The sequence below is a fragment of the Rhodococcus sp. DMU1 genome, from assembly GCF_012272955.1.
Taxonomy (GTDB): Bacteria; Actinomycetota; Actinomycetes; order Mycobacteriales; family Mycobacteriaceae; genus Rhodococcus; species Rhodococcus aetherivorans.
Genome location: NZ_CP050952.1, coordinates 814,283 through 837,125 on the forward strand (window position 1 = coordinate 814,283; position 22,843 = coordinate 837,125).

General features: G+C 70.8%; 16 protein-coding genes and 1 pseudogene. 13 read left to right on the plus strand and 4 right to left on the minus strand.

Annotation, left to right across the window (positions count from 1 at the left end):
• Positions 1 to 15: 15 nt before the first annotated feature.
• Positions 16 to 1,038 carry a zinc ABC transporter substrate-binding protein gene (locus HFP48_RS03775; protein ID WP_037200450.1) on the minus strand — a complete coding sequence of 341 codons (1,023 nt, stop codon included), beginning with the start codon at positions 1,036 to 1,038 and terminating at the stop codon, positions 16 to 18.
• A gap of 174 nt (positions 1,039 to 1,212) precedes the next feature.
• Between HFP48_RS03775 and HFP48_RS03780 the strand changes: the two genes are divergently transcribed.
• Complete coding sequence (locus tag HFP48_RS03780) at positions 1,213 to 2,322, plus strand: LacI family DNA-binding transcriptional regulator (protein ID WP_006943423.1); 1,110 nt, start codon at positions 1,213 to 1,215, stop codon at positions 2,320 to 2,322.
• On the opposite strand, the gene otsB (HFP48_RS03785) is transcribed toward HFP48_RS03780, so the two are convergent.
• The gene (otsB, locus tag HFP48_RS03785; RefSeq protein ID WP_006943418.1) at positions 2,310 to 4,907 is read right to left on the minus strand and encodes a trehalose-phosphatase; all 2,598 of its coding nucleotides are present in this window, start codon (positions 4,905 to 4,907) and stop codon (positions 2,310 to 2,312) included. The two genes, HFP48_RS03780 and otsB (HFP48_RS03785), sit on opposite strands and share 13 nt — an antisense overlap.
• A 94-nt stretch (positions 4,908 to 5,001) precedes the next feature.
• Positions 5,002 to 5,667 (minus strand): cholesterol catabolism transcriptional regulator KstR, encoded by a 666-nt coding sequence (gene kstR / locus HFP48_RS03790; protein ID WP_006943416.1) that lies wholly within the window; start codon positions 5,665 to 5,667, stop codon positions 5,002 to 5,004.
• A gap of 92 nt (positions 5,668 to 5,759) precedes the next feature.
• On the opposite strand from kstR, the gene HFP48_RS03795 reads away from it, so the two are divergent.
• From HFP48_RS03795 to HFP48_RS03840, 10 genes are all read left to right on the plus strand, one after another.
• Positions 5,760 to 7,904 carry an acyl-CoA dehydrogenase family protein gene (locus HFP48_RS03795; protein WP_168579036.1) on the plus strand — a complete coding sequence of 715 codons (2,145 nt, stop codon included), beginning with the start codon at positions 5,760 to 5,762 and terminating at the stop codon, positions 7,902 to 7,904.
• A gap of 65 nt (positions 7,905 to 7,969) precedes the next feature.
• On the plus strand, positions 7,970 to 9,028 hold the full coding sequence (locus HFP48_RS03800; RefSeq protein ID WP_168579037.1) for an acyl-CoA dehydrogenase family protein: 1,059 nt from the start codon (positions 7,970 to 7,972) through the stop codon (positions 9,026 to 9,028).
• Positions 9,013 to 10,164, plus strand: a complete 1,152-nt coding sequence (locus HFP48_RS03805; protein WP_006943410.1) for an acyl-CoA dehydrogenase family protein — start codon at positions 9,013 to 9,015, stop codon at positions 10,162 to 10,164. The genes HFP48_RS03800 and HFP48_RS03805 overlap by 16 nt, the downstream gene beginning before the upstream one ends.
• A 14-nt stretch (positions 10,165 to 10,178) precedes the next feature.
• Positions 10,179 to 11,216: a bifunctional MaoC family dehydratase N-terminal/OB-fold nucleic acid binding domain-containing protein gene (locus tag HFP48_RS03810; RefSeq protein WP_168579038.1), complete on the plus strand. Its 1,038-nt coding sequence runs from the start codon at positions 10,179 to 10,181 to the stop codon at positions 11,214 to 11,216.
• Positions 11,213 to 11,620 carry a MaoC family dehydratase gene (locus tag HFP48_RS03815; RefSeq protein ID WP_050034540.1) on the plus strand — a complete coding sequence of 136 codons (408 nt, stop codon included), beginning with the start codon at positions 11,213 to 11,215 and terminating at the stop codon, positions 11,618 to 11,620. Before HFP48_RS03810 ends, HFP48_RS03815 begins: the two co-directional genes overlap by 4 nt.
• A complete protein-coding gene (locus tag HFP48_RS03820) occupies positions 11,617 to 12,789 on the plus strand; it encodes a lipid-transfer protein (RefSeq protein ID WP_168579039.1) in 1,173 nt (390 codons plus the stop codon). Before HFP48_RS03815 ends, HFP48_RS03820 begins: the two co-directional genes overlap by 4 nt.
• 81 nt (positions 12,790 to 12,870) lie before the next feature.
• The gene (locus HFP48_RS03825) at positions 12,871 to 13,590 is read left to right on the plus strand and encodes a TetR/AcrR family transcriptional regulator (protein ID WP_043797593.1); all 720 of its coding nucleotides are present in this window, start codon (positions 12,871 to 12,873) and stop codon (positions 13,588 to 13,590) included.
• Between the two features lie 57 nt (positions 13,591 to 13,647).
• On the plus strand, positions 13,648 to 14,466 hold the full coding sequence (locus tag HFP48_RS03830; protein ID WP_050034543.1) for an SDR family NAD(P)-dependent oxidoreductase: 819 nt from the start codon (positions 13,648 to 13,650) through the stop codon (positions 14,464 to 14,466).
• Positions 14,467 to 14,543: 77 nt separating this feature from the next.
• Positions 14,544 to 15,527 carry a daunorubicin resistance protein DrrA family ABC transporter ATP-binding protein gene (locus tag HFP48_RS03835; RefSeq protein WP_006943394.1) on the plus strand — a complete coding sequence of 328 codons (984 nt, stop codon included), beginning with the start codon at positions 14,544 to 14,546 and terminating at the stop codon, positions 15,525 to 15,527.
• Complete coding sequence (locus HFP48_RS03840) at positions 15,524 to 16,327, plus strand: ABC transporter permease (protein ID WP_006943393.1); 804 nt, start codon at positions 15,524 to 15,526, stop codon at positions 16,325 to 16,327. Before HFP48_RS03835 ends, HFP48_RS03840 begins: the two co-directional genes overlap by 4 nt.
• Positions 16,328 to 16,437: 110 nt before the next feature.
• Here HFP48_RS03840 and HFP48_RS03845 read toward each other — a convergent pair.
• A pseudogene (locus HFP48_RS03845) lies at positions 16,438 to 16,791 on the minus strand (pyruvate kinase alpha/beta domain-containing protein); the annotation flags it as partial.
• A gap of 135 nt (positions 16,792 to 16,926) precedes the next feature.
• Between HFP48_RS03845 and HFP48_RS03850 the strand changes: the two are divergent.
• Positions 16,927 to 18,534, plus strand: coding sequence for a DASS family sodium-coupled anion symporter (locus HFP48_RS03850; protein ID WP_072634247.1), 1,608 nt, complete (start codon positions 16,927 to 16,929; stop codon positions 18,532 to 18,534).
• A 336-nt stretch (positions 18,535 to 18,870) separates the two neighbouring features.
• The gene (otsB, locus tag HFP48_RS03855) at positions 18,871 to 22,830 is read left to right on the plus strand and encodes a trehalose-phosphatase (protein ID WP_168579040.1); all 3,960 of its coding nucleotides are present in this window, start codon (positions 18,871 to 18,873) and stop codon (positions 22,828 to 22,830) included.
• The last annotated feature ends 13 nt before the right edge of the window (positions 22,831 to 22,843 follow it).

The window sequence follows — 22,843 nt, forward strand, 5'->3', positions numbered from 1 at the left end:
GCCCTGCTCGAAGGGTCAGCGGGCGGCGTCGAGGGCGGCGGCGAGCGCCTCGGCCGTCTGCTTCTGCCACTGAATGTAGTCCACGCCCGCGGGCAGGGTCTCCACAACTTCGACGACGGGGATGCCCGCGGATTCCGCGGTCGCCCGCATGTCGCGGCTGACCTTGTCCTCGGTCTGCGGGTTGTGGAGCAGGACGGCGACCTGCTTGTCGAGGAGCAGCTGGCGGGTCGCGGCGATCGCGGCGGGCGACGGGTCGGTGCCGTTCTCGACGGCGTTGGTGAAGTCGGCGGGCGTCCGGTCCTCGAGCTTCGCGGACGTGACGAGGTAGTAGCCGATGGATTCGGTCTGCGCGACGGGGGTGTTCGCGTGCGCGGCGGCGATCTCGGCGGTCACGTCGGTGACCTCGTGCAGCTGCGAGTGGAAGGCCTCGGCGTTGGCGCGGTAGGTGTCGGCCCCGGCCGGATCCAGTTCGGCCAGCCGGTCGGCGACGGTGTGCGCGACGGCGTCGGCGGCGGCCAGGTCGTACCAGACGTGCTCGTTGATGCCGCTGTGGTCGTGCCCGGCGTGCGCGTCGCCTTCCTCGGCGGCATGGGTCTCACCCTCGTGGGTGTCGCCCTCGGGTGCGGTGCCGCCCGAGTGGTCGTGGCCGTCCTCGAGGTCGCTTCCGGTGCCGGACTCGAACAACGCGAGGGCGTCGACCGTGGCGGTGTCGGTTCCGGTGGACTCGAGGATGTCGTCGACGAACTGGTCGTAGCCGCCGCCGTTGTAGACGACGAGGGTGGCGTCGCTGATGGCGGCGGCGTCGGCGGGGCTGGCCTCGTACGAGTGCGGGTCGGCGGAGGGCTCGGTGATCAGCGACTGCACCTGGGCGCGGTCCCCGGCGACGGCCTGCGCGACCGAGCCCCACACGTTGGTGGACGCGACGATGCGGATCTCGCCGGAGCCGGTGCCCGCCCCGTCCCCCGAGTCGCTGCCGCAGGCGGCGAGGGTGAGCGCGGCGGCGCAGGTCAAGCCCACGGTCGCGGTGGCGGCGCGCATTCGGCGGGGCAGTCGCACGGTTCCATCTCCTGTGATCACGTTCGGCCGGAGGGCCGGGGAGGTCGCGGTTCCCACCTTATTGGAAACCGTTACCGTTCCACTTTAGCGGATGTCCGGATCTGCGCCCATCCGGCCCGATTCGTCGCCGCGGCGCGGACCCGCTACCGTCCGTTCATGCCCAGGTCTCGTCAGCCGCGTCCCCAGGCCACCCTGGCGTCGATCGCTGCCGAGCTGAAGATCTCCCGCACCACCGTCTCCAACGCCTACAACCGGCCGGACCAGCTGTCCGCCGAGCTTCGCGAGCAGATCCTCGAGGTCGCCAAGCGTCGCGGCTACGCAGGTCCGGACCCGATGGCCCGATCCCTGCGCACCCGCCGGGCCGGGGCCGTGGGCGTGCTGCTCACCGAGGCGCTGAGCTATTCGTTCCGGGACCCGGCCGCGATGAGCTTCCTGTCCGGCCTCTCCGAATCCTGCGAGGCCGCCGGCGAGGGCCTTCTGCTCATTCCCGCCGGACCGGAACGCGACGAGGAGGAGGCAGCGCAGGTCGTGCACGGCGCGGCGGTCGACGGCTTCGTCGTCTACTCGGTTCCGTCCGACGATCTGTATCTCGCCGCCGTCCTCGAACGGAACCTGCCCCTGGTGGTGTGCGACCAGCCCCGCGGCATCGCGAGCGCGCCCCTGGTCGGCATCGACGACCGAGGCGCGATGCGCCGGCTCGCCGAGCACCTCATCGCCCTCGGCCACCGCCGGATCGGGGTGCTGTGCATGCGACTCGGCCGCGACCGGCACGACGGTGTCGTCGACCCCGCCCGCTTCGAGTCCGACCGCTTCCACGTGCAGCACGAGCGGATCCTGGGCGTGCAGGAGGCCCTGCGCGCGGCCGGCCTCGACCCCGCGAGCCTCACGGTCGTCGAGCGCTACGCGCACACCGCGGAGGACGGCGCGTCCGCCGCCGCGCAGGCGCTGGCGGCGAACCCGGCGATCACCGCCCTGATGTGCACCACCGACGTCCTCGCACTCGGCGCGCTGGCGTGGGCACGCAGCGCCGGCCTGGAGGTCCCCGGACGGTTGTCGATCACCGGCTTCGACGGGATCGGCGAGGCCCTGCGCGAGGGCGTGACCACCGTGCGCCAGCCTCAGGAGGAGAAGGGCCGGCGCACCGGCGCCCTGCTCATGGCCGCGCCGTCACACTCCGGGGTCGCGACGGTGGAAACCCTTGCGACGGAACTGCTCATCGGCCAGACCACCGGCGTGCACGACGAGACGTCGATCTACGCCGAGTGATCGACGACCGACAGCGTCCGATCCGCCTCCGCCGGCGCCGCCGCGAGCAGCTGGGCGCACCGCAGCAGCCCGAGGTGGCTGTACGCCTGGGGATGGTTGCCGAGTGACCGCTCCGCCACCGGGTCGTACTCCTCGCTGAGCAGCCCCGTGGGCCCCGCCGCGTCGACGAGCTGTGCGAACAGCGCCTCCGCCTGCGGACGGGCGCCGACGAGGAGATATGCCTCCACCAGCCACGCCGCGCACAGGTGGAAGCCGCCCTCGGTTCCGGGCAGGCCGTCGTCGTGCAGGTAGCGGTACACCGTCGAACCGCTGCGCAGCTCCGCCTCCGTCGCGACGACCGTCGCGTGGAACCGTGGGTCGTCGGGGTCGATGAGCCCGGACAGGCCGATGAACAGCGTCGCCGCGTCGAGATCGGTGCCGTCGTAGGCCGCGGTGTAGGAGCAGACGTCCTCGTTCCAGCCCTTCTCCAGCACCTCCTCCGCGATCTCGGCGCGCAGCCCGGCCCAGTTGTCGCCGGCGGTGCGCCCGAACTTCTCGGCCAGCGTCAGCGCGCGGTCCACGGTCAGCCAGCCCATGACCTTCGAGTACACGTGGTGGCGCGGGTTGTCGCGGATCTCCCAGATGCCGTGGTCGGGCTCGAACCAGCGGCATTCCACGGCGGTGACCATGGCGCACACCAGCTCCCAGTCCCGGTCGGTGAGGGCCTGATCGTGCGGGACGCCGCGCTCCTCGCGGCGGTGCGCCAGCGCCGAGATCAGGTCCACGATCGGACCGAACACGTCGAGCTGGACCTGCTGGCTCGCGGCGTTGCCGACCCGGACGGGCCGGGAGCCGGCGTAGCCGGGCAGCGTGTCGATGACGGCCTCGGGCGGCAGCGCGCCGCCGGCCAGCGTGTACAGCGGGTGCAGGCGCTCGGGACCCGGCACGGTGTCGAGCACCCGGTGCACCCAGTCCAGATAGGCATCCGCCTCGGCGAGCGACCCGACGCTCACCAGGGCATGCGCGGTCAGGGCGGCGTCACGGAGCCAGCAGTAGCGGTAGTCCCAGTTGCGGACGCCGCCCATCTCCTCGGGCAGCGACGTGGTCGCGGCCGCCATGATGGATCCCGTCGGTGCGTGCACGAGGCCGCGCAGAGTCAGCGCCGACCGCTTCATCAGGTCCCGCTTGAGCGGCGGCAGGTCCAGGCCCGCCGCCCACTTCCACCAGTACTCCTCCGCGGACGCGCGCCGCTGCACCTCCGCGACGGGGTGTGGGCCGATATCATCGGTGCCGCAACGGAATTCGAGGATGATGTCGCTGTCGGACGGATCGACGACGGCGTGCGCGGTCTGATGGGCGCCGTCGGTGGTGATGTTCCACTCGACGCCGGGGGAGCGCAGCACGTACGGCTCGTTGAATCCGAGTACCCGCAGGCCGTCGGCCACGGGTTCGAGCCCGACCTGGCCCTGTCCGAACTCGGGGCGCGGCGCGAACGTGACCACCGCCTTGGCCTTGCCGGTGATGACCCGGGTCAGGTCGGTGCGGCCCGGTTCGACGTCGTGCGGAAGGTAGTCGATCACCGCGAGGCTCGCCCAGCGGGTCACCGCCGTCATGGTGCCGTCGATGTAGCGCTGGCTCAGGGGCAGGGCCTCCCGGCTCGGACCGATGGTGAAGTGCCCGGCCGGTTCGCCGCCGAGCAGATGCGCGAACACCGCCGCGGAATCCGGCTCGGGGTGACACAGCCACGTCACCGTTCCGTCCGGCGTCAGCAGCGCCTTCGAGCGCGGGCTCGCCAGCATCGTCAGCCGCTCGATCGGGCAGGCCTCCGCGCCCGAGAGCCACGTGCGGCGCTGGTCGAGCAGGAACGCCAGCGCGGCCGCGACGTCCTCGACCGTGCCGATCCGGTACTGGGCGGCGGTCTCGCCGTCCCCGACCTTGACGCCCACGTCCGGGCCGTGGAGGGAGGCGAAGGCCTTCTCGTCCGTCACGTCGTCGCCGAAGAAGACCGCGGCGCTCGCCGATTCCTGGTGCCGGATGATGTCCAGCGCGTGGCCCTTGTCGGTGGGCACGACCGCCAGCTCGATGACGGCCTTGCCCTCGGTGACCTGCACACCCGGGTGCCGGGCGAGGTCGCCGCGGACCAGCGACAGTGCCAGCTCGGCGTCGGCCGGGTCGGCGTTGCGCACGTGCAGCGCGGCACTGGCCGGCTTCGCCTCGACGTGCACGCCGTCGTAGCGGGCGGCGATCGCCTCGAGCTCGGCGACGATATCGCGCAGCAGCTGCCGGGCGTCGCTGTCGATGGCGTGGACGAAGCCGATGTCGAACTCCGAGCCGTGGCTGCCGACGAGCTGCACCTCGGCGGGCAGGCGGGACAGGGCCGCGAGATCCTTCAGGGCGCGACCGGAGATCACGGCTGCGGCCGTGGACGGCAGGCCGGCGAGCGCGCGCAGGGCGCGGACCGACTCGGCGTTCGGGAACGCCTTGTCCGGATCCGAGACGATCGGCGCGACGGTACCGTCGTAGTCGGAGGCCACGAGGAGCCGCGGGGTCCGCGCCAGCGCGACGAGGGCGCGGCGCAGGTCGATCGGGAGGTCTTGGGCGCTCACTCACTCAAAGGTAGGTGATCCGGCGCCCGGCGTCGTCTCCCCTGTCCGGTTCGGGACGTGTTTCCCGTTACAGTTCCGCTCCTCGCGGCGCAGGTCAGCCTTCCTGGACCGGAATCGAGGCCGGACGCTGCGATCCGTCGCCGAGCAGCAGTTCGACGGTCAGCTCCAGCCGGCGCGCGACGTCGGTCGCGGACGAGCGCCGCGTCAGCCACGCCACGAGGTTCGACAACCACACGTCGCTGATGACGCGGGCGATCGCCAGTTCCTCCTCGGTGGGCTCGCCCTCGTTCATCGCGCGGGCGAAGAGCCGGTCCATGAGCAGGCCGACCTGATCGACCTCGGCGGCGGCCGAGGCGTCGGCGAACATGAACGCCCGGGTCATGGCTTCGGTGAGCAGCGGGTCACGTTGCATCGCCTTCGTGATCAGGCTCAGGATCAGTTGCATCCGCTCGAGCGGCGTGTGGCCCGGGGGGATCTTGCCCTTGCCCTCGATGCGCGCGAACTCGCGGCCGAGGGCCGAGACGAGCAGGTGCACCTTCGAGGGGAAGTACCGGTACAGGGTGCCGACGGCCACGTCGGCCTTCTCGGCGACGGAGCGCATCTGTACGGCCTCGTACCCACCCTTGGAGGCGAGCGCCAGGGTGGCGTCGAGTATCCGCTTGCGCCGTTCCTTCTGGGCGTTGGAACTGAGATCGTCCTCGGTGAGGGCGGTCAGAGTTCCGCCGCCGCCGGTGGAACGTGAGCGGGACGATGTCGTCATCGAGATGTCTTCCTCTGCCTTGACTCTGAACCGGCTGTCATATTAGAACACGTTCTAGGCATCGTGTCATTCCCGAAAGGCGGAAACCCGCTGTGAGCATTGCCACCACCGAGGAACAGCAGGCCGCGCAGGCCTCTGTACAGGCCTGGGCGCGCGCCACAGCGCCGATCCAGAACCTACGCGAACGACCGGCGACCATGTGGCGGCCGGGGTGGGAATCGCTCGCCGACCTCGGAATCTTCGCCGTCGCCGTGCCCGAGGCCGCGGGCGGCGCCGGCGCCGGCGTCGTCGACCTGGCGACGATGCTCGAACAGGCTGCGCACCACCTCGCGACGGGCCCCGTCCTTCCCACCGCCCTGGCCGCGCTCGTCTTCGGCCGCGCCGCCGGCACCGACGGCGCCAAGTGGACGGAACTCCTGGCCGAGGGCGCCCTGCCGACCGCCATCGCATTGGACGGCGCGCTCACCGCGACGACCCGGGAGGGCGGGTACGACCTCGACGGCGACGCGGGTCCGGCGCTCGGCGGCGAGCCGGGCGTCGCGGTCCTGGTCCGCATCGGCACCGACGGCGGGACCGAACGCTGGGCGTTGCTCGACGCCGACACCCCCGGACTGAACCTCGAACCCCTCGACACTCTCGACAAGTCGCGGGCGCTCGCCCGCGTGCGGCTCGCCGGCGTCGCCGTCACCACCGACCGGGTCGTCTGCGTCCCGGCAGGCCTGGTGCGCGACCTCGCCGCCACGCTCGCCGCCGCCGAACTCGCCGGCGTCGCCGGCTGGGCCCTGGCCACGGCCGTCGAGTACGCCAAGATCCGCGAACAGTTCGGCAAGCCCATCGGCTCGTTCCAGGCGATCAAGCATCTGTGTGCCGAGATGCTCTGCCGTACCGAGAAGATCCGCGCGGCGGCCTGGGACGCCGCCGTGGCGGCCGACGCGGCCCCGCACGAACTGCCCCTGGCCGCGGCCGTCGCGACCGCCGTCGCCCTCGACGCCGCCGTGCAGAACGCCAAGGATGCCATCCAGGTGCTCGGTGGTATCGGCTTCACGTGGGAGCACGACGCCCACCTGTACCTGCGCCGCGCCGTCGTCACCCGTCAGCTGCTCGGCGGCTCCGCCGCGTGGCGGGCCCGGGTCGCCGGCCTCGCCCGCTCCGGCGCCCGCCGTCACCTCACCGTCGACCTGAGCGCCTTCGACGACGAACGCGTGCGCATCCGTGCCGAGATCGCGCAGCTCCTCGACCGGCCCGGACCGCAGCGGCGGGCCGCGCTCGCCGAGGCCGGGTTCCTGGCCCCGCACTGGCCGCCGCCGTACGGCCGGGGCGCGCACGCCGCGCAGCAGATCCTCATCGAGGAGGAACTCGCGGCCGCCGGCGTGGACCGGCCCGATCTGGTGATCGGGTGGTGGGCCGTGCCCACCATCCTCGAGCACGGCACCGCCGAGCAGATCGACCGCTTCGCCCTGCCGACCCTGCGCGGTGAGATCGTCTGGTGTCAGCTGTTCTCGGAGCCGGGCGCCGGATCCGACCTGGCGTCGCTGCGCACCGCCGCGGAGAAGGTCGACGGGGGCTGGCGCCTGCAGGGGCAGAAGGTGTGGACCTCGCTGGCCCAGGAGGCCGACTGGGCGATCTGCCTGGCCCGCACCGACCGCGACGCCCCGAAGCACAAGGGCATCACCTACTTCCTCGTCGACATGAAGTCCGCGGGCATCACCGTCTCGCCGCTTCGGGAGATCACCGGCGACGCGCTCTTCAACGAGGTGTTCCTCGACGGCGTGTTCGTCCCCGACGAGTGCGTCGTCGGCCCGCTCGGCGGCGGGTGGAAGCTCGCCCGCACCACGCTCGCCAACGAACGGGTCGCGATGAGCGGCGGATCCTCGCTGGGGAGGGCGGTCGAGCAACTGCTGGACCTGGTGGCACCCGGTGACCCGGTCGCCGAGGACCGGATCGGCGGGCTCGTCGCCGAGGCCACGGCCGGGTCGCTGCTCGAGCTGCGGACCACCCTCGCGCAGCTCGACGGTCAGGACCCCGGCCCGGCGTCGAGCGTGCGCAAGCTGATCGGCGTACGGCAGCGCCAGGACACCGCGGAGCTCGCGATGGATCTCGCCGGTGCGGCCGGCTGGGTCGAGGGCCCCCTCGCGCGCGAGTTCCTCAACACGCGCTGCCTGACGATCGCCGGCGGCACCGAGCAGATCCTGCTCACCCTCGCGGCGGAGCGCCTGCTGGGCCTGCCGCGCGGCTGACGGGTGCTTCCACCCGCCCTGCCGAGGTGATACAACTAGAACACGTTCTAATCGAAGGTGGAAACGTGGACTTCGCTCGTGACGACACGCAGGAGGCCGTGGCCCAGGTCGCCGTCGACCTGCTCGCCCGCGACCTGAGGCCGGACGAACTGTGGCGCGCCCTCGCCGACGCCGACCTCCTCTCCCTCGCCCTGCCCGCGCGGCTCGGCGGCGACGACCTCGGCGTCGCCGAGGTCACCGCACTGCTCACCGAGATCGGGCGACGTGCCGCACCCGTCCCCGCCCTGGCCACCCTCGGCTTCGGTGTGCTGCCCGTCCGGATCCTCGCCGCCGACACGCAGCAGGACGAGCTGCTCGCGGGCGTCGCCGACGGCGCCGTCCTCACCGCCGCCCTCGCCGAGGTCGGCCGCGCCTTCCCGGCGTCCCCCGCCGCCACGGCGGTACCCGACGGCGAACGCCACGCCGTCACCGGGCGCTTCGTCGGCGTGCCCTACGCGGCGACGTCGCGAAAGATCCTGGTGCCCACCGACGCCGGTGTGATCGCCGTCGAACCCACGGCGCCGGGCGTGACCCTGACCGAGAGCCCGTCGTCGGCCCACACCCCCGAGTGCTCCGTGCGGCTCGAGTCCGCGCCGGGCCTGCTCCTCGGCGACGGCGCCGACCCGGCCGCCGACGTCGCCGTCCTGTACCGCCTCGCCCTCGCCGCGCTCGGCGCCTACGCGGACGGACTGCTTTCGGGCGCAACGCAGCTCACCGCACAGCACGTGAGCACCCGGCACCAGTTCGGCAAGCCGCTCGCCGCCTTCCAGGCGGTGGCCCAGCAGATCGCCGACGTCTACGTCACCTCCCGCACCCTGCACGTCGCCGCGCTCGCCGCGGCCTGGCGGGTCGCGCAGGACGCCCGCAGCGCCGCCGCGGACGACGACCTCGACGTCGCGGCGTACTGGATCGCCACGGAGCTGCCGCCCGCCGTGCGCGTGCTGCACCACCTGCACGGCGGTCTCGGCGTGGACGAGACCTATCCGCTGCATCGCTATTCCTCGACCGCAAAGGATCTGGCGCGCCTGCTCGGCGGCGCCTCGTACCGACTCGACCTCGTGGGGGCCCGGTGTTCATCGATCTGACCGACGAGCAGCGCGCGCTGCAGGCGGAACTGCGACGGTACTTCGCGGACCTGATCTCCCCCGAGGAGGCCGCGATCATGCGCACCGAGCGCCACGGCCCCACCTACCGGGAGGTCGTGCGCCGGATGGGCAAGGACGGCTGGCTCGGCGTCGGCTGGCCCGTCGAATTCGGCGGCCGCGGCTTCGGTGAGGTCGAGCAGCAGATCTTCGTCAACGAGGCCGTGCGCGCCGACGTGCCGCTGCCCAGTGTCACCCTGCAGACGGTCGGGCCGACCCTGCAGGTCTACGGAACCGAGGAACAGAAGCGGAAGTTCCTGCCCGCCATCCTCGCCGGCGAGGTCCACTTCGCGATCGGCTACTCCGAGCCCGACGCCGGGACCGACCTCGCCGCACTGCGCACCACGGCCGTGCGCGACGGCGACCACTACGTCGTGAACGGGCAGAAGATCTTCACCACCGGCGGCCACGACGCCGACTACGTCTGGCTTGCGGTGCGCACCGGCAGCGCCGACTCGAGGCACCGCGGCATCTCGATCCTCATCGTCGACACCAAGGACCCCGGCTTCGGCTGGACCCCCATCATCACCTGCGACGGCGCGCACCACGTCAACGCCACGTACTACAGCGACGTGCGCGTCCCGGTCGAGATGCTCGTCGGCGAGGAGAACGAGGGCTGGAGGCTGATCACCACCCAGCTCAATCACGAACGCGTCATGCTCGGCCCCGCCGGCCGCGTGGGCGGGCTCTACGACCGGGTGTTCGCCTGGGCCCGTTCCCGGGACCTGCTCGGCGAACCCGACGTGCGGCGCGGGCTCGGCGAGATCCACGCGACGTTCCGGCTCAACGAACTGCTCAACTGGCAGGTCGCCGCCAGCGAATCCGAGGCGGTCGACATCGCGGACGCGTCGGCCACCAAGGTGTTCGCCACCGAACGCATCCAGCGTGTCGGCCGGCTCGCGGAGGAGATGGTCGGCCGGTTCGGGGATCCCGGCGACCCGGAGACCGCGGACCTGCTGCGCTGGCTCGACATGCAGGTCAAGCGGAACCTGGTGATCACCTTCGGCGGCGGTGTCAACGAGGTGATGCGGGAACTGATCGCGACGGCGGGCCTGGCCATGCCCCGGGTCCCGCGGTGAAGGGGGACGTGTCGATGAGCGCCGCCGTGCCGGCCCCCCACGACGAGATCCGCGCGGCCGCCGAATGCGTCCGCGCCGACGGGCCGTCCAAGCCGCGTGCGGGCCGCGACCGGGTGAACCTGCCGCTGATCCGCAACTGGCTCGAGGCGATCGGAGACGAGAACCCGATCTACACAGACGAATCCGCCGCGATTGCGGCCGGGCACGGCGGCCTCGTCGCGCCACCCGCGATGGCGCAGGTGTGGACCATGCGCGGCCTCGGCGCCAAGCGCGAGGAGGACGATCCGCTCCGCCGGATGACGGAGATCCTCGACGAGGCGGGCTACACGTCGGTCGTCGCCACGAACTGCGATCAGGTCTACCACCGCTATCTGCGCCACGGCGAGGAGGTGACCATCGAGTCCACCCTCGAGGACCTCGCCGGACCGAAGAAGACCGGCCTCGGCGAGGGCTGGTTCTTCACCACCCGCAGCGTGTGGAAGGTCGGCGACGAGGTGGTCGCCGAAATGCTCTTCCGCATCCTCAAGTTCGCGCCGCCCCTCCGCGAGACCGGCCGAATGTCACATTCTGTCGATTCAACCGAACCGGTGTCACATTCGGCCCCGACGGTTCCGGCGGACCTCGACCCCACCCGCATGCTGCAGCCGTCCGCGTCGCAGGACACGCGGTTCTTCTGGGACGGTGTCGCCGCGCACGAACTGCGTATCCAGCGGCGGCCCGACGGCACGCTGCAGCACCCGCCGGTGCCGGCGCTGTGGCTGGCCAAGGACGAGACGACCGACTACGTCGTCGCGTCGGGCCGCGGCACCGTCTTCAGCTACGTGGTGCACCACGCGCCGAAGGTGCCGGGGCGGACGGTGCCGTACGTCGTCGCCCTCGTCGAACTCGACGAAGGCGTTCGTATGCTCGGCGAACTGCGCGGGGTGGACCCCGGCGACGTGCGCATCGGGACGCCGGTCGAGGCGATCTTTCTCGATTTCCCGGGCGACGACGAGACCGGCGGCGATCCCTGGACCTTGTACGCCTGGCAGCCGAGCGAGGAGAGCGCATGAACGCGGGAACGGTCACCGTCGGACAATCCTTGCCGCCGTTGACGATCCGGGCCGATCCGACGTTTGTCGTCTCGACGGCCTTGGCCACCAGGGACTTCCAGGACGTGCACCACGACCGCGACAAGGCGCAGCAGCGCGGGTCGAAGGACATCTTCGTCAACATTCTCACCGACACCGGGCTGGTGCAGCGCTATGTCACCGACTGGGCCGGTCCGCGCGCGGTGCTGAAGTCGGTCTCGCTGCGGCTGGGTGTGCCCTGGTACGCGTACGACTCGCTGACCCTGACCGGGACCGTCGCCGCCGTCGAGGAGGACGGGCGCATCACCGTCGACATCGTCGGCAAGAACGGTCTGGGCGACCACATCACCGCGAAGGCCGTCCTCGAGATCGGAGGCTCCGCATGAGCGACCTGTCCCGCCGCGCCGCCATCGTCGGCATCGGCGCCACCGACTTCTCCAAGGACTCCGGCCGCAGCGAACTGCGCCTGGCCGCGGAGGCGGTGCGGGCGGCGCTGGCCGACGCCGGCCTGCGCCCGGCGGACGTCGACGGCCTGACCTCCTTCACGATGGACACCAACACCGAGATCGCCGTCGCACGTGCGGTGGGGATCCCGAGCCTGAAGTTCTTCTCCCGCGTCCACTACGGCGGCGGCGCGGCATGTGCCACCGTGCAGCAGGCGGCGATGGCCGTCGCCACCGGCGTCGCGGACGTGGTGGTGGTGTACCGGGCCTTCAACGAGCGCTCCGGGGCGCGGTACGGTCAGGTCAACACCGCGCTGTCCGCGCAGGTCAACTCCTCCGGCACCGACTACGCCTTCTCCTATCCGCACGGCCTGGGCACCCCCGCTTCGTTCGTGGCGATGGCCGCCCGGCGCTACATGCACGTCACCGGTGCCACCAGCGCGGACTTCGGGAAGGTCGCCGTCGCGGCCCGCAGGCACGCTGCGACGAATCCGCATGCCTTCTTCCACGGCAGGCCGATCACCCTCGACGACCACCAGAATTCGCGGTGGATCGCGGAACCGCTGCACCTGCTCGACTGCTGCCAGGAATCCGACGGCGGCGTCGCGCTCGTCGTCACCACGACCGAACGGGCGCGGGATCTGCCCCAGCCGCCGGCCGTCGTGGCGGGGGCCGCCCAGGGCAGCGGACCGGACCAGTACATCATGGCCAGCTACTACCGTGACGGCCTGACGGGGCTGCCCGAGATGAGCATCGTCGGCCGCCAGCTGTGGGAGCAGTCCGGCCTCGGCCCGCAGGACGTGCAGACGGCGGTGCTCTACGACCACTTCACGCCGTACGTGCTCATGCAGCTCGAGGAACTCGGGTTCTGTGGGCCCGGCGAGGCGAAGGACTTCGTCGCCGACGGGGCGATCGAGCTCGGCGGCCGCCTGCCCCTCAACACCCACGGCGGCCAGCTCGGCGAGGCGTACATCCACGGGATGAACGGCATCGCCGAGGGGGTGCGCCAGCTGCGCGGCACATCCGTCAATCAGGTTCCCGACGTGGAGAACGTACTGGTCACCGCGGGCACCGGCGTGCCGACGTCGGGACTGGTGCTGGCGAGGAGCTGAGGGCGGCGATGTCCGCCCGGACCCGGGAGGATCCGGCCGGACATCACGGCCGGGAGCCGACCGGGACGGTATAAGTAGGACATGAATTCCGCCTCACACTCAGGCCGCGGCGACGCGGGCCGCGACGCCGACTGGGACGGACCGGCGCCGTCCATGGCGCCGGCGGACCTGCTGCACGACCCGCCGGTCACCCAGCGCGGGGCGCGCCGCCGCGCCGAGCTGATCGCGGCGGCCCGGGTCGTCTTCGAGCGGTCCGGGTTCCTCGACAGCAAGCTCACCGACATCACGCGTGAGGCGAAGTGCTCGACGGGGTCCTTCTACACCTACTTCAACAACAAGGAGGAGGTGTTCGCGGCCGTCCTCCAGGAGGCCCAGGAGGACATGCTGCACCCGGGGATGGGCCGGGCCGCGGGCACCGACGACCCGTACGCGGTGCTCGAGGCCAGCAACCGGGCGTACCTCGAGGCGTACCGCCGCAACGCCCGCCTCATGGTGCTGCTCGAGCAGGTCGCGAGCATCGATCCGCGCTTCCGCGAGCTGCGGCGCCGGCGCGGCGAGACCTTCATCCGGCGCAACGCGCGCAGCATCGCGGAGCTGCAGAAGCGCGGCATCGCCGATCCGGAACTCGATCCGATGCTCGCCTCGCGCGCGCTGTCGGGCATGGTCAGCCGCCTGGCCTACTCGACGCTCGCCCTCGGCGACGCCGAGCCGGTGGATTTCGACGTCCTGGTGACCACCCTGACGCGGCTGTGGGCCAATGCGCTGCGGATCCCGGAGCGCGCCGCCACGGCAACCACTTGAACTCGAGGTTTGATTCAACTAAACAGAGAGGCATCATCCCCGACGAGAGGAACGCCAGTGCACGTCGAAGGCAAGGTCGCCGTTGTCACCGGAGCCGGTAACGGGATCGGCGCCGCACTCGCTGCCCGGCTCGTCGCCGCGGGAGCGCGGGTGCTCGTCGCCGATCTCGACGGCGACGCCGCGCAGCGCGTGGCCCGCGAACTCGATCCCGACGGCGCCGGTCTGGCCGTGGGCGTCGGCGCCGACGTCGCCGACCCCGACCGCATCCTGGAGATCGTCGACCGCGCCGAGGCCGACCTCGGTCCCGTCGCGCTGTACTTCGCCAACGCCGGAGTCGCCGGGGCAGCGGGGCTCGGCGCCGACGAGTCGGCCTGGGACCTCGCGCTCGACGTGAACCTGCGCGCGCACGTGCGGGCCGCGCAGCTGATGGTGCCGCGATGGCTCGAGCGCGGCGAGGGCTACTTCGTGAGCACCGCCTCCGCCGCCGGGCTGCTCACCCAGATCGGTTCGGCCACCTACTCGGCCACCAAGCACGCCGCCGTCGGATTCGCCGAATGGCTGTCGGTCACCTACGGCGACAAGGGAATCCGCGTCAGTTGCGTGTGCCCCATGGGGGTGAACACCCAGCTGCTGCACGAGGGGGAGACCTCCGGCGAGGGGCTGGGCGTGGCGGCCGCGCGGGCCGTCACCTCCGCGGGGGCGGTCCTCGAACCGGCCGACGTCGCGGAGGTGGTGCTCGCGGGGGTCGAGGCCGAGCAGTTCCTGATCCTGCCGCACCCCGAGGTCCTCGACATGTACCGGATGAAGGGCGCCGACTACGACCGCTGGCTCACCGGAATGCGGCGCTATCAGGAACGACTGCTGGCCGGTATCTGACGAGCCGGGAAAACCGCTCGAAACCTGTCGGAGGTCTGTAGCACACTGGGGCGCACATCCGACGACGGGGAGGACTCATGGCCGACGCCATAGTCGCCGAGGGGTTGATCAAGAGGTACGGACGGGTCACGGCCCTCGACGGAATCGATCTGCGAGTCCCGGAAGGGACGGTGACGGCGCTGCTCGGGCCCAACGGCGCCGGCAAGACGACCACGGTGCGGGTGCTCACCACCCTGCTCGTACCGGACGAGGGCCGGGCCACCGTGGCGGGACTCGACGTCGTCGCCGACGCGCGCGCTCTGCGTTCGCACATCGGCGCCTCGGGCCAGTACGCCGCGGTCGACGAGTATCTCACCGGGTTCGAGAATCTCGAAATGGTCGGTCGCCTCTACCATCTGGGTATCAAGCGCAGCCGCGAGCGGGCGCGTGAGCTGCTCGAGCAGTTCGACCTGGTCGAGGCCGGGGACCGTCCGGTCAAGGGCTACTCCGGCGGCATGCGGCGCCGGCTCGACCTCGCCGGTGCGCTGGTGGCGCAGCCACCCGTGCTGTTCCTGGACGAACCCACCACCGGGCTGGACCCGCGGGCCCGGCTCCAGCTGTGGGAGGTCATCGACCAGCTCGTCGCGCAGGGGACGACGCTGCTGCTCACCACCCAGTACATGGAGGAGGCGGAGCGGCTCGCAGACCGGATCGCGGTGATCGACCGGGGCGTCGTGATCGCCCGCGGCACCGCCGACGAACTCAAGAGCCTCGTGGGCGGGGAACGCATCGAGCTGGGGGTCGCGGACGCCGCCACGATCCCGACCGTGCGCCGCGAGCTCGACGACCTCGCGGTCGGCGAGATCCAGGCCGACGCGGGATCCGGTCGCGTCACCGTGCCGGTCAGCGACACCGGCTCGACAGGCAGCGGCGCCGATGTGCTGGCCACGGCGCTCGGCCGCCTGTCCGCGGCGGGCATCCGCGTCACCGATGTGGCGTTGCGCAAACCGACACTGGACGACGTGTTCCTCGCCCTCACCGGGCACGAGGCGGACGAGAAGATCGAGGAGGCGGTGGGATGAACACGGCTCAGATGATGGTGTCGGACGGGGTCACCATCGCCAAGCGCAACGTCATCAAGATCAAGCGCGTGCCCGACCTCATCGTCTTCACGATGCTCTCGCCGATCATGTTCGTGTTGCTGTTCGCGTACGTGTTCGGCAGCGCGATCCAGGTTCCGGGGATGTCCTACCGCGAGTTCCTCATCGCCGGCATCTTCACCCAGACGGTGATCTTCGGGGCGACCTGGACCGGTCTGGGCATGGTCGAGGACCTGCAGAAGGGCATCATCGACCGGTTCCGCTCGCTGCCCATGGCGCCGTCCGCGGTGCTGGTCGGCCGCACCTCCACCGACGTGCTCATCAACGTGCTCAGCCTGGTGGTGATGTCGCTGACGGGCCTGCTCGTCGGGTGGCGGATCCACTCGTCGTTCGGGGAGGCCCTTGCCGGATACGCGCTGCTGTTGTTGTTCGCCTACGCGCTGTCCTGGGTGATGGCGGTGGTGGGGATGTGGATCCGCACGCCGGAGGTGTTCAACAATGCGAGCTTCATGGTGATCTTCCCGTTGTCGTTCGTGGCCAACACGTTCGTCGACATCTCCTCGCTGCCCCCGGTGCTGCAGACGATCGCGGAATGGAACCCGGTGTCGGCCCTGACGCAGGCTGTGCGGGAGTTGTTCGGCAACACCAATCCGGCGATGCCCGTGTCGGACGCGTGGCCGCTGCAGAACCCGATCCTGGCGTCGCTGCTGTGGACGGCCGCGATGCTGATCGTGTTCGTGCCCTTCGCGATCCGTCGCTACCAGAAGGCCGTCAGCCGCTGAGGAACCCTGGTCGACGCGCTGGGGTCGCGCACGGGCCGCGGCCCCAGCCGTCGAACGCGCTACGCGGTGCTCGTGGCCGGACTGGTGCACCTGCCCCCCCGACCCGATGGTCAGTGGGAGGTGTGGTCGTTGGTGCCGATGCGGTGGACGTGGATGAGGTCGGTCGAGCCGATGGTGTTCGGGGGTGATCCGGCGACGATGACGACGAGGTCGCCGTGCCGGTAGCGGTCGAGTCGGAGGAGGGCGGTGTCGACTTGGCGGATCATGTCGTCGGTGGTGCGGACGGGGTCGACGAGGAAGGTCTCGGTGCCCCAGGTCAGGGCGAGTTGGTTGCGCACGTCGGGCAGCGGGGTGAAGGCCAGTAGTGGCAGCGGGGTGTGCAGGCGGGCGAGGCGGCGGACGGTGTCCCCGGATCGGGTGAACGCGACGAGGGCTTTCGCGTGCAATCGCTCCCCGATGTCGCGGCCGTCTCCCGGCGGACGCACCTCACGCCACCCGCACGCACCCTGATGGACTCGGAAAATCGTGCCGCAGTACGACTAGCGCGCTCGGGGGATGGGTACTCCGTCCGTACCGATCCACGTCGTGGGGAAGGGGCCATGACAGCTGAGAACCAGGGCGACCGAACCGACGTCGACAAGGCGTTGCTCGGGCACGCCACCTATCGCAGCCTCGGCGAACAGCGGCTCTCACCCGCCGAAGAGCGGTTCGAGAAGGGCCGCCGCACGATTGGGCTGTTTCTCGCGCCGCTGATCGCGATCGTCTTCCTCGCCCTGCCGATCGACATACCGCCGCAACAGCAGACGTTGGCCGGCGTGCTGCTCGGCGTCATCCTGCTGTGGGTGAGCGAGGCGATGCCGATCCCGATCACCGGACTGCTCGGTGTCGCGGTCGTGGTCTTTCTGGGGGTGGCGCCGGCCGACGAAGTCCTCGCAGCGTTCGGGTCGTCGACGATCTTCACTTTCATCGGAGCGTTCATCCTCGCTCAGGCGATGCTCAAACACGGCGTGGCGCGTCGGTTCGCGTTCCGCATCCTGACCCTGCCGCGTGTGGGCCAGTCCACCACCGGGGTGATCATCGCCTTCGGCGCGATCACGTGCGGGCTCTCGGCCTTCGTATCCAACACCGCGACCGTCGCGATGCTGCTGCCCACGGCGCTGGGCATCCTCGGCGTCATCGCGAAGCTCATGCAGAACCGCGGCGTCGTCGCACCCGACTTCGACCCGCTTCGCGTCCGGGTGGGCGCCGCGATCATGCTGATGCTCGCGTACGGAGCAAGCGTGGGCGGCCTGCTGACGCCGGTCGGGAGCCCACCCAACCTCATCGGACGCGGGCTCATCGAGGAGGCCACGGGGGAGCGGATCAGCTTCGGGCAGTGGATGGTGATCGCCATCCCGATCTGTCTGTCGATGTTCATCGCGCTCGCCGTCATCCTGCTGCGCCTGAACAAGCCGGAGATCCGACGTATCGAGGGCGTCGCCGACTACCTGGCGCAGCAGCGCGCGGAAATGGGTCCGCTCTCTCGTGCCGAGAAGAACACCCTCATCGCTTTCGGAGTCACGGTGACGCTGTGGATCTTGCCCGGTGTCGTCGCGGTGATCGCCGGCAACGACTCGGACCTCTACAGCACGATCAGCGACCGACTCGACGAGGGCATGGTCGCGGTCTTCGGGGCGGCGTTGCTCTACCTTCTGCCGACCGATTGGGAGAATCGCGAGTTCACGCTGCGCTGGCGAGACGCAGCGGAGATCGACTGGGGCACGATCGTGCTGTTCGGCACCGGCATCATCTTCGGCTCCCTGCTCGCCGACACCGGCCTCGCCGAGACGATCGGCACATCCGTCGCGGACTCGCTGGGCCTGACGAGCGTCGTCGCCATCACGGTCTTCGCCGTCGTGCTGGCCATCGCCGTATCGGAGACGACGAGCAACACGGCGTCGGCGGCGGTCGTGGTGCCGATCGTGATTCCGGTGGCGGTGGCGGCCGGTGTCAACCCCTTCGTGCCGGCGCTCGCGGCCACGTTCGCTGCGTCGTTCGGCTTCATGCTTCCGGTCTCGACGCCGCAGAACGCCGTGGTCTACGGCTCCGGGGCCGTCCCGATCACCACGATGATTCGAAGCGGGGTGGTCTTCGACATCGTGGGTGCGATCCTGATCATCGTTCTCCTGCCCTTGACGATCGCCCTGGTCGGCCTCGGCGCTGCATGATCGGCCACACCGTCGTCGCGAAGGTCGATGTCCGGAGACTGCACGCGACGGGGGTGGTCATCGATGGCGCGATGCGGTTGCGGTTCGTGGGTGTAGTCGTCGGTGCGGTCGACGTGGATGCCATTGGCGTGCAGCCTCGGTAGGGCAGCGCTCGCACCTCGTTCAGGAGGCCGGAGTCGTCGTTGCCGAGGGAGGCGATCGCTGCGTGCCGCGGCCCTTCCACCCGAAAGAGCCTGAGTGAACGGCCCGGAGAGATGCCGGTCGCCGTGGGATAGTGGGCCTGTCGAGCGAGTACAGGGAGCAGGCCCACATGCACGAATCGACCGGGAGATGACGATGAGTGGACCGGTGATCGACCCCCGCCGTCACGACGCGGTGATCTTCGACCTCGACGGGGTGGTCACCGACACCGCGGCGGTCCACGCCGCGGCGTGGAAGGAACTCTTCGACCGGTATCTCTCGCGTCGTCCCGAACGCGACGGCGAGGAACATCGCGAGTTCACCGACGAGGACTACCGCAAGTTCGTCGACGGCAAGCCGCGCGTCGACGGCGTCGCCGATTTCCTTGCCTCGCGCGGAATCACGCTGCCGTGGGGGGACCCCGACGACGGCCCGGACGTCGAGACCGTGTGCGGGCTCGGTGCCCGCAAGGACGAGATGTTCCGCGAGCGCATCCACCGCGACGGTGTCCCGGTGTTCGAGTCCAGCGTCGATCTCGTGCGCCGGGTCCAGAGCCTCGGGCTGGGCACCGCGGTCGTCACCTCGAGCCGCAACTGCACGCTCGTGCTCGAGGCCGCCGGGCTCGCCGACCTGTTCGGCGTCCGGGTCGACGGCGTGGTCTCCGACGAACTCGGGTTGCCCGGCAAGCCCGATCCGGCGGCCATGCTCGAGGCCGCCCACCGGCTCGGGGTCCACCCGGCCCGGTCCGTCGTCGTCGAGGACGCGGAGGCGGGCGTCGCCGCGGGCCGGCACGGCGGGTTCGGTCTCGTCGTCGGCGTGGACCGGGTCCATCATCGCGACGAACTGCGGCGCCGCGGCGCCGACGTGGTGGTCGACGACCTCGCCGAGCTGGCGGTGCGCACCGGCGACCGGCGCATGTCGGAGATCCCGGACGCGTTGGCGTCGCTCCAGCAGCTGACCGCCTTGCTCGGCACACGCCGGCCCGCCGTCTTCCTCGACTTCGACGGCACGCTGTCCGAGATTGTGAACGATCCCGCGGCCGCCACGCTGGTCGACGGTGCGGCGGCGGTGCTGTCTTCCCTGGCGAGCGAATGCACCGTCGCCGTCATTTCGGGACGCGACCTCGCCGACGTGCAGACCCGGGTCGGTCTTCCGGGCCTGTGGTATGCAGGAAGTCACGGCTTCGAACTGATCGGCCCCGACGGGCAGCACCAGCAGAACGACGCGGCCCTGGCCGCCGTGCCCTACCTCGAGCGGGCCGCCGCCGCTCTGCAGGAACGGCTCGCCGACGTGCCGGGCGCGGTGATCGAACACAAGCGGTTCACCGTCGCCGTGCACTACCGCAACGTCGATCCGGACCGCGAGGAGGGACTCGTCGCCGCGGTGCACGAGGTCGCCGCCGCCGAGGACCACCTCCGGGTCACGACCGGTCGCAAGGTCGTCGAGATCCGCCCCGACGTCGACTGGGACAAGGGCCGGGCTCTCGAATGGGTGCTCGAGCACGTGCGCGACGAGGACAACCCGATCCCGGTCTACATCGGTGACGACATCACCGACGAGGACGCGTTCGACGCGCTGGCCGGCACCGGACTCGGAATCGTGGTGCGCCACACCGAGGACGGCGACCGTCGCTCGGCGGCACAGTTCTCGGTGGACGGCCCCGAACAGGTCCGGCGGCTGCTGCAGCGGCTCGCCGAGCTGTGGGGCGAGGACCAGGAGGTCGGCCCGCGTCACGACGCCTGGACCCTGTACTTCGAGGGTTACGATCCGCCGGCCGAGAAACTGCGCGAGGCCGTGTGCACGGTCGGCAACGGGTACTTCGCCACTCGTGGCTGCGCCCCCGAATCCCGCGCCGGTGCCGTGCACTACCCCGGCACGTACGCCGCCGGGATCTTCAACCGCCTGACGGACGAGGTGGCGGGCCGCACCATCGACAACGAGAGCATGGTGAACCTGCCGAACTGGCTGCCGGTCACCTTCCGCATCGACGGCGGCGAGTGGTTCGACATCGACTGCGTCGAAGTGCGGGAGTACTGCCAGTATCTCGATCTGCGCCGGGCCGTGCTCACCCGGCGGTTCCGATTCCGCGACGGTGCGGGCCGCACGACGACGGTCGTGCAGCGCCGGTTCGTCGCGATGCACCAGCCGCACGTGTGCGGCCTCGAGACGACGATCGTCCCGGAGGACTGGTCGGGGCGGCTCGAGATCCGGTCGGAGGTCGACGGCGCGGTCCGCAACACTCTCGTCGAGCGCTACCGGCACCTGGCCGGCGATCATCTCCGATTGCTGCACACCGCCCGGTTGTCCGAGGACTCGGTGTGCCTGACGGTGCAGACCAACCAGTCCCGCATCCCCGTCGCCGTGGCGGCTCGCAGCACGCTCTGGCGCGACGACGAACGGATCCCCGCCGAGTACACCCTCCTCGACTCGGGAGGGCGGGTCGGGCACATCGTCGCGCTCGATGTCGCGGCCGGGGAGCCCGTGACCCTGGAGAAGATGGCCACCCTGTTCACCGGGCGTGACCAGGCGGTGTCCGAGCCGTCGGAGGAGGCCACGCGCTGGCTGGCCCGCACGGGGCGCTTCGAGGAAACGCTCGAGGGGCACGTACTCGCCTGGGTGCACCTGTGGGACCGCGTGGACATCTTCCTCGGGGGCGACGGCGAAGGCCTGCGGATAGTGCGGCTGCACCTGCTGCAGATGCTGCAGACGCTGTCGCCGAACACCGCGGATCTCGACGTCGGCGTACCGGCGCGCGGCCTGCACGGCGAGGCGTATCGAGGGCACATCTTCTGGGACGAGCTGTTCGTGCTGCCGGTGCTGAACCTGAGGTTGCCGGGGTTAACCCGTTCGCTCCTGCGCTACCGCCACCGCCGCCTGGACGAGGCCCGCCGCGCGGCGCGGGAGGCGGGTCACAGCGGCGCGATGTTCCCGTGGCAGTCCGGCAGCGACGGCCGCGAGGAGAGCCAGCAGGTGCACCTCAATCCGAAGTCGGGACGGTGGAATCCCGACGCGAGCTGGCGCCAGCACCACATCGGGGTCGCGGTCGCGCACAACGTGTGGCAGTACTACCAGGTGACCGGGGATCTGGGGTTCCTCGCGGAGTACGGGGCCGAGATGCTGGTGGAGATCGCCCGGTTCTTCGCCGATCTCGCCACGTACGACCGCGCCCGTGATCGGTACGTCATCCGCGGCGTCATCGGCCCGGACGAGTTCCACTCCGGCTATCCCGACGCGCCCTTCGACGGGATCGACAACAACGCCTACACCAACGTCATGGCGGTGTGGGTGATCCTGCGCGCGCTCGAGGCGCTGGAGATCATCCCGCTGCGGATCCGCACCGAACTGGTCGATACCCTCGGCCTGACCGCTCGCGAGACGGCGCGTTGGGAGGACGTCAGCCGCCGCATGTTCGTGCCCTTCCACGATCAGGTCATCAGCCAGTTCGAGGGCTACGGGGACCTGGCCGAACTCGACTGGGAGGGATACCGGCGCCGGCACGGCGACATCCAGCGTCTCGACCGGCTCCTCGAGGCCGAGGGCGACGACGTCAACCGCTACCGCGCGTCGAAGCAGGCCGACGTGCTCATGCTGTTCTACCTGCTGTCGGCGGACGAACTGCGGGAGCTGTTCGAGCGGCTCGGCTACCAGCTGACGGGCGAAACCATCCCGCGGACGATCGACTACTACATGGCGCGGACGTCACACGGGTCGACGCTGAGCGCGGTGGTCCACTCGTGGGTTCTGGCCCGGGCGCATCGCGGCCAGGCCATGGAGTTCTTCGACCGGGTGCTGGCGTCCGACATTGCCGACATCCAGGGTGGCACCACCTCGGAGGGGATTCATCTCGCGGCCATGGCCGGCAGCGTCGACCTGCTGCAGCGTTGCTTCTCCGGGCTCGAGGCGCGGGGGGACCGCCTGGTCTTCGGCCCGGAGTGGCCGGAGGAACTCGGCGCGCTCGAATTCCCGATCTTCTATCGGGGGCACCACCTGCAGGTGCGGATCTCCGGTCGGCAGGTCGAGGTCAGTGCAGGTGCGGGCATCCAGCGGCCGATCGAGATCGAATGCCGCGGCCGGGTCGAACGCCTGCATCCGGGCGACACGGTCCGGATGCTCTGACGGTCCGGCCGTC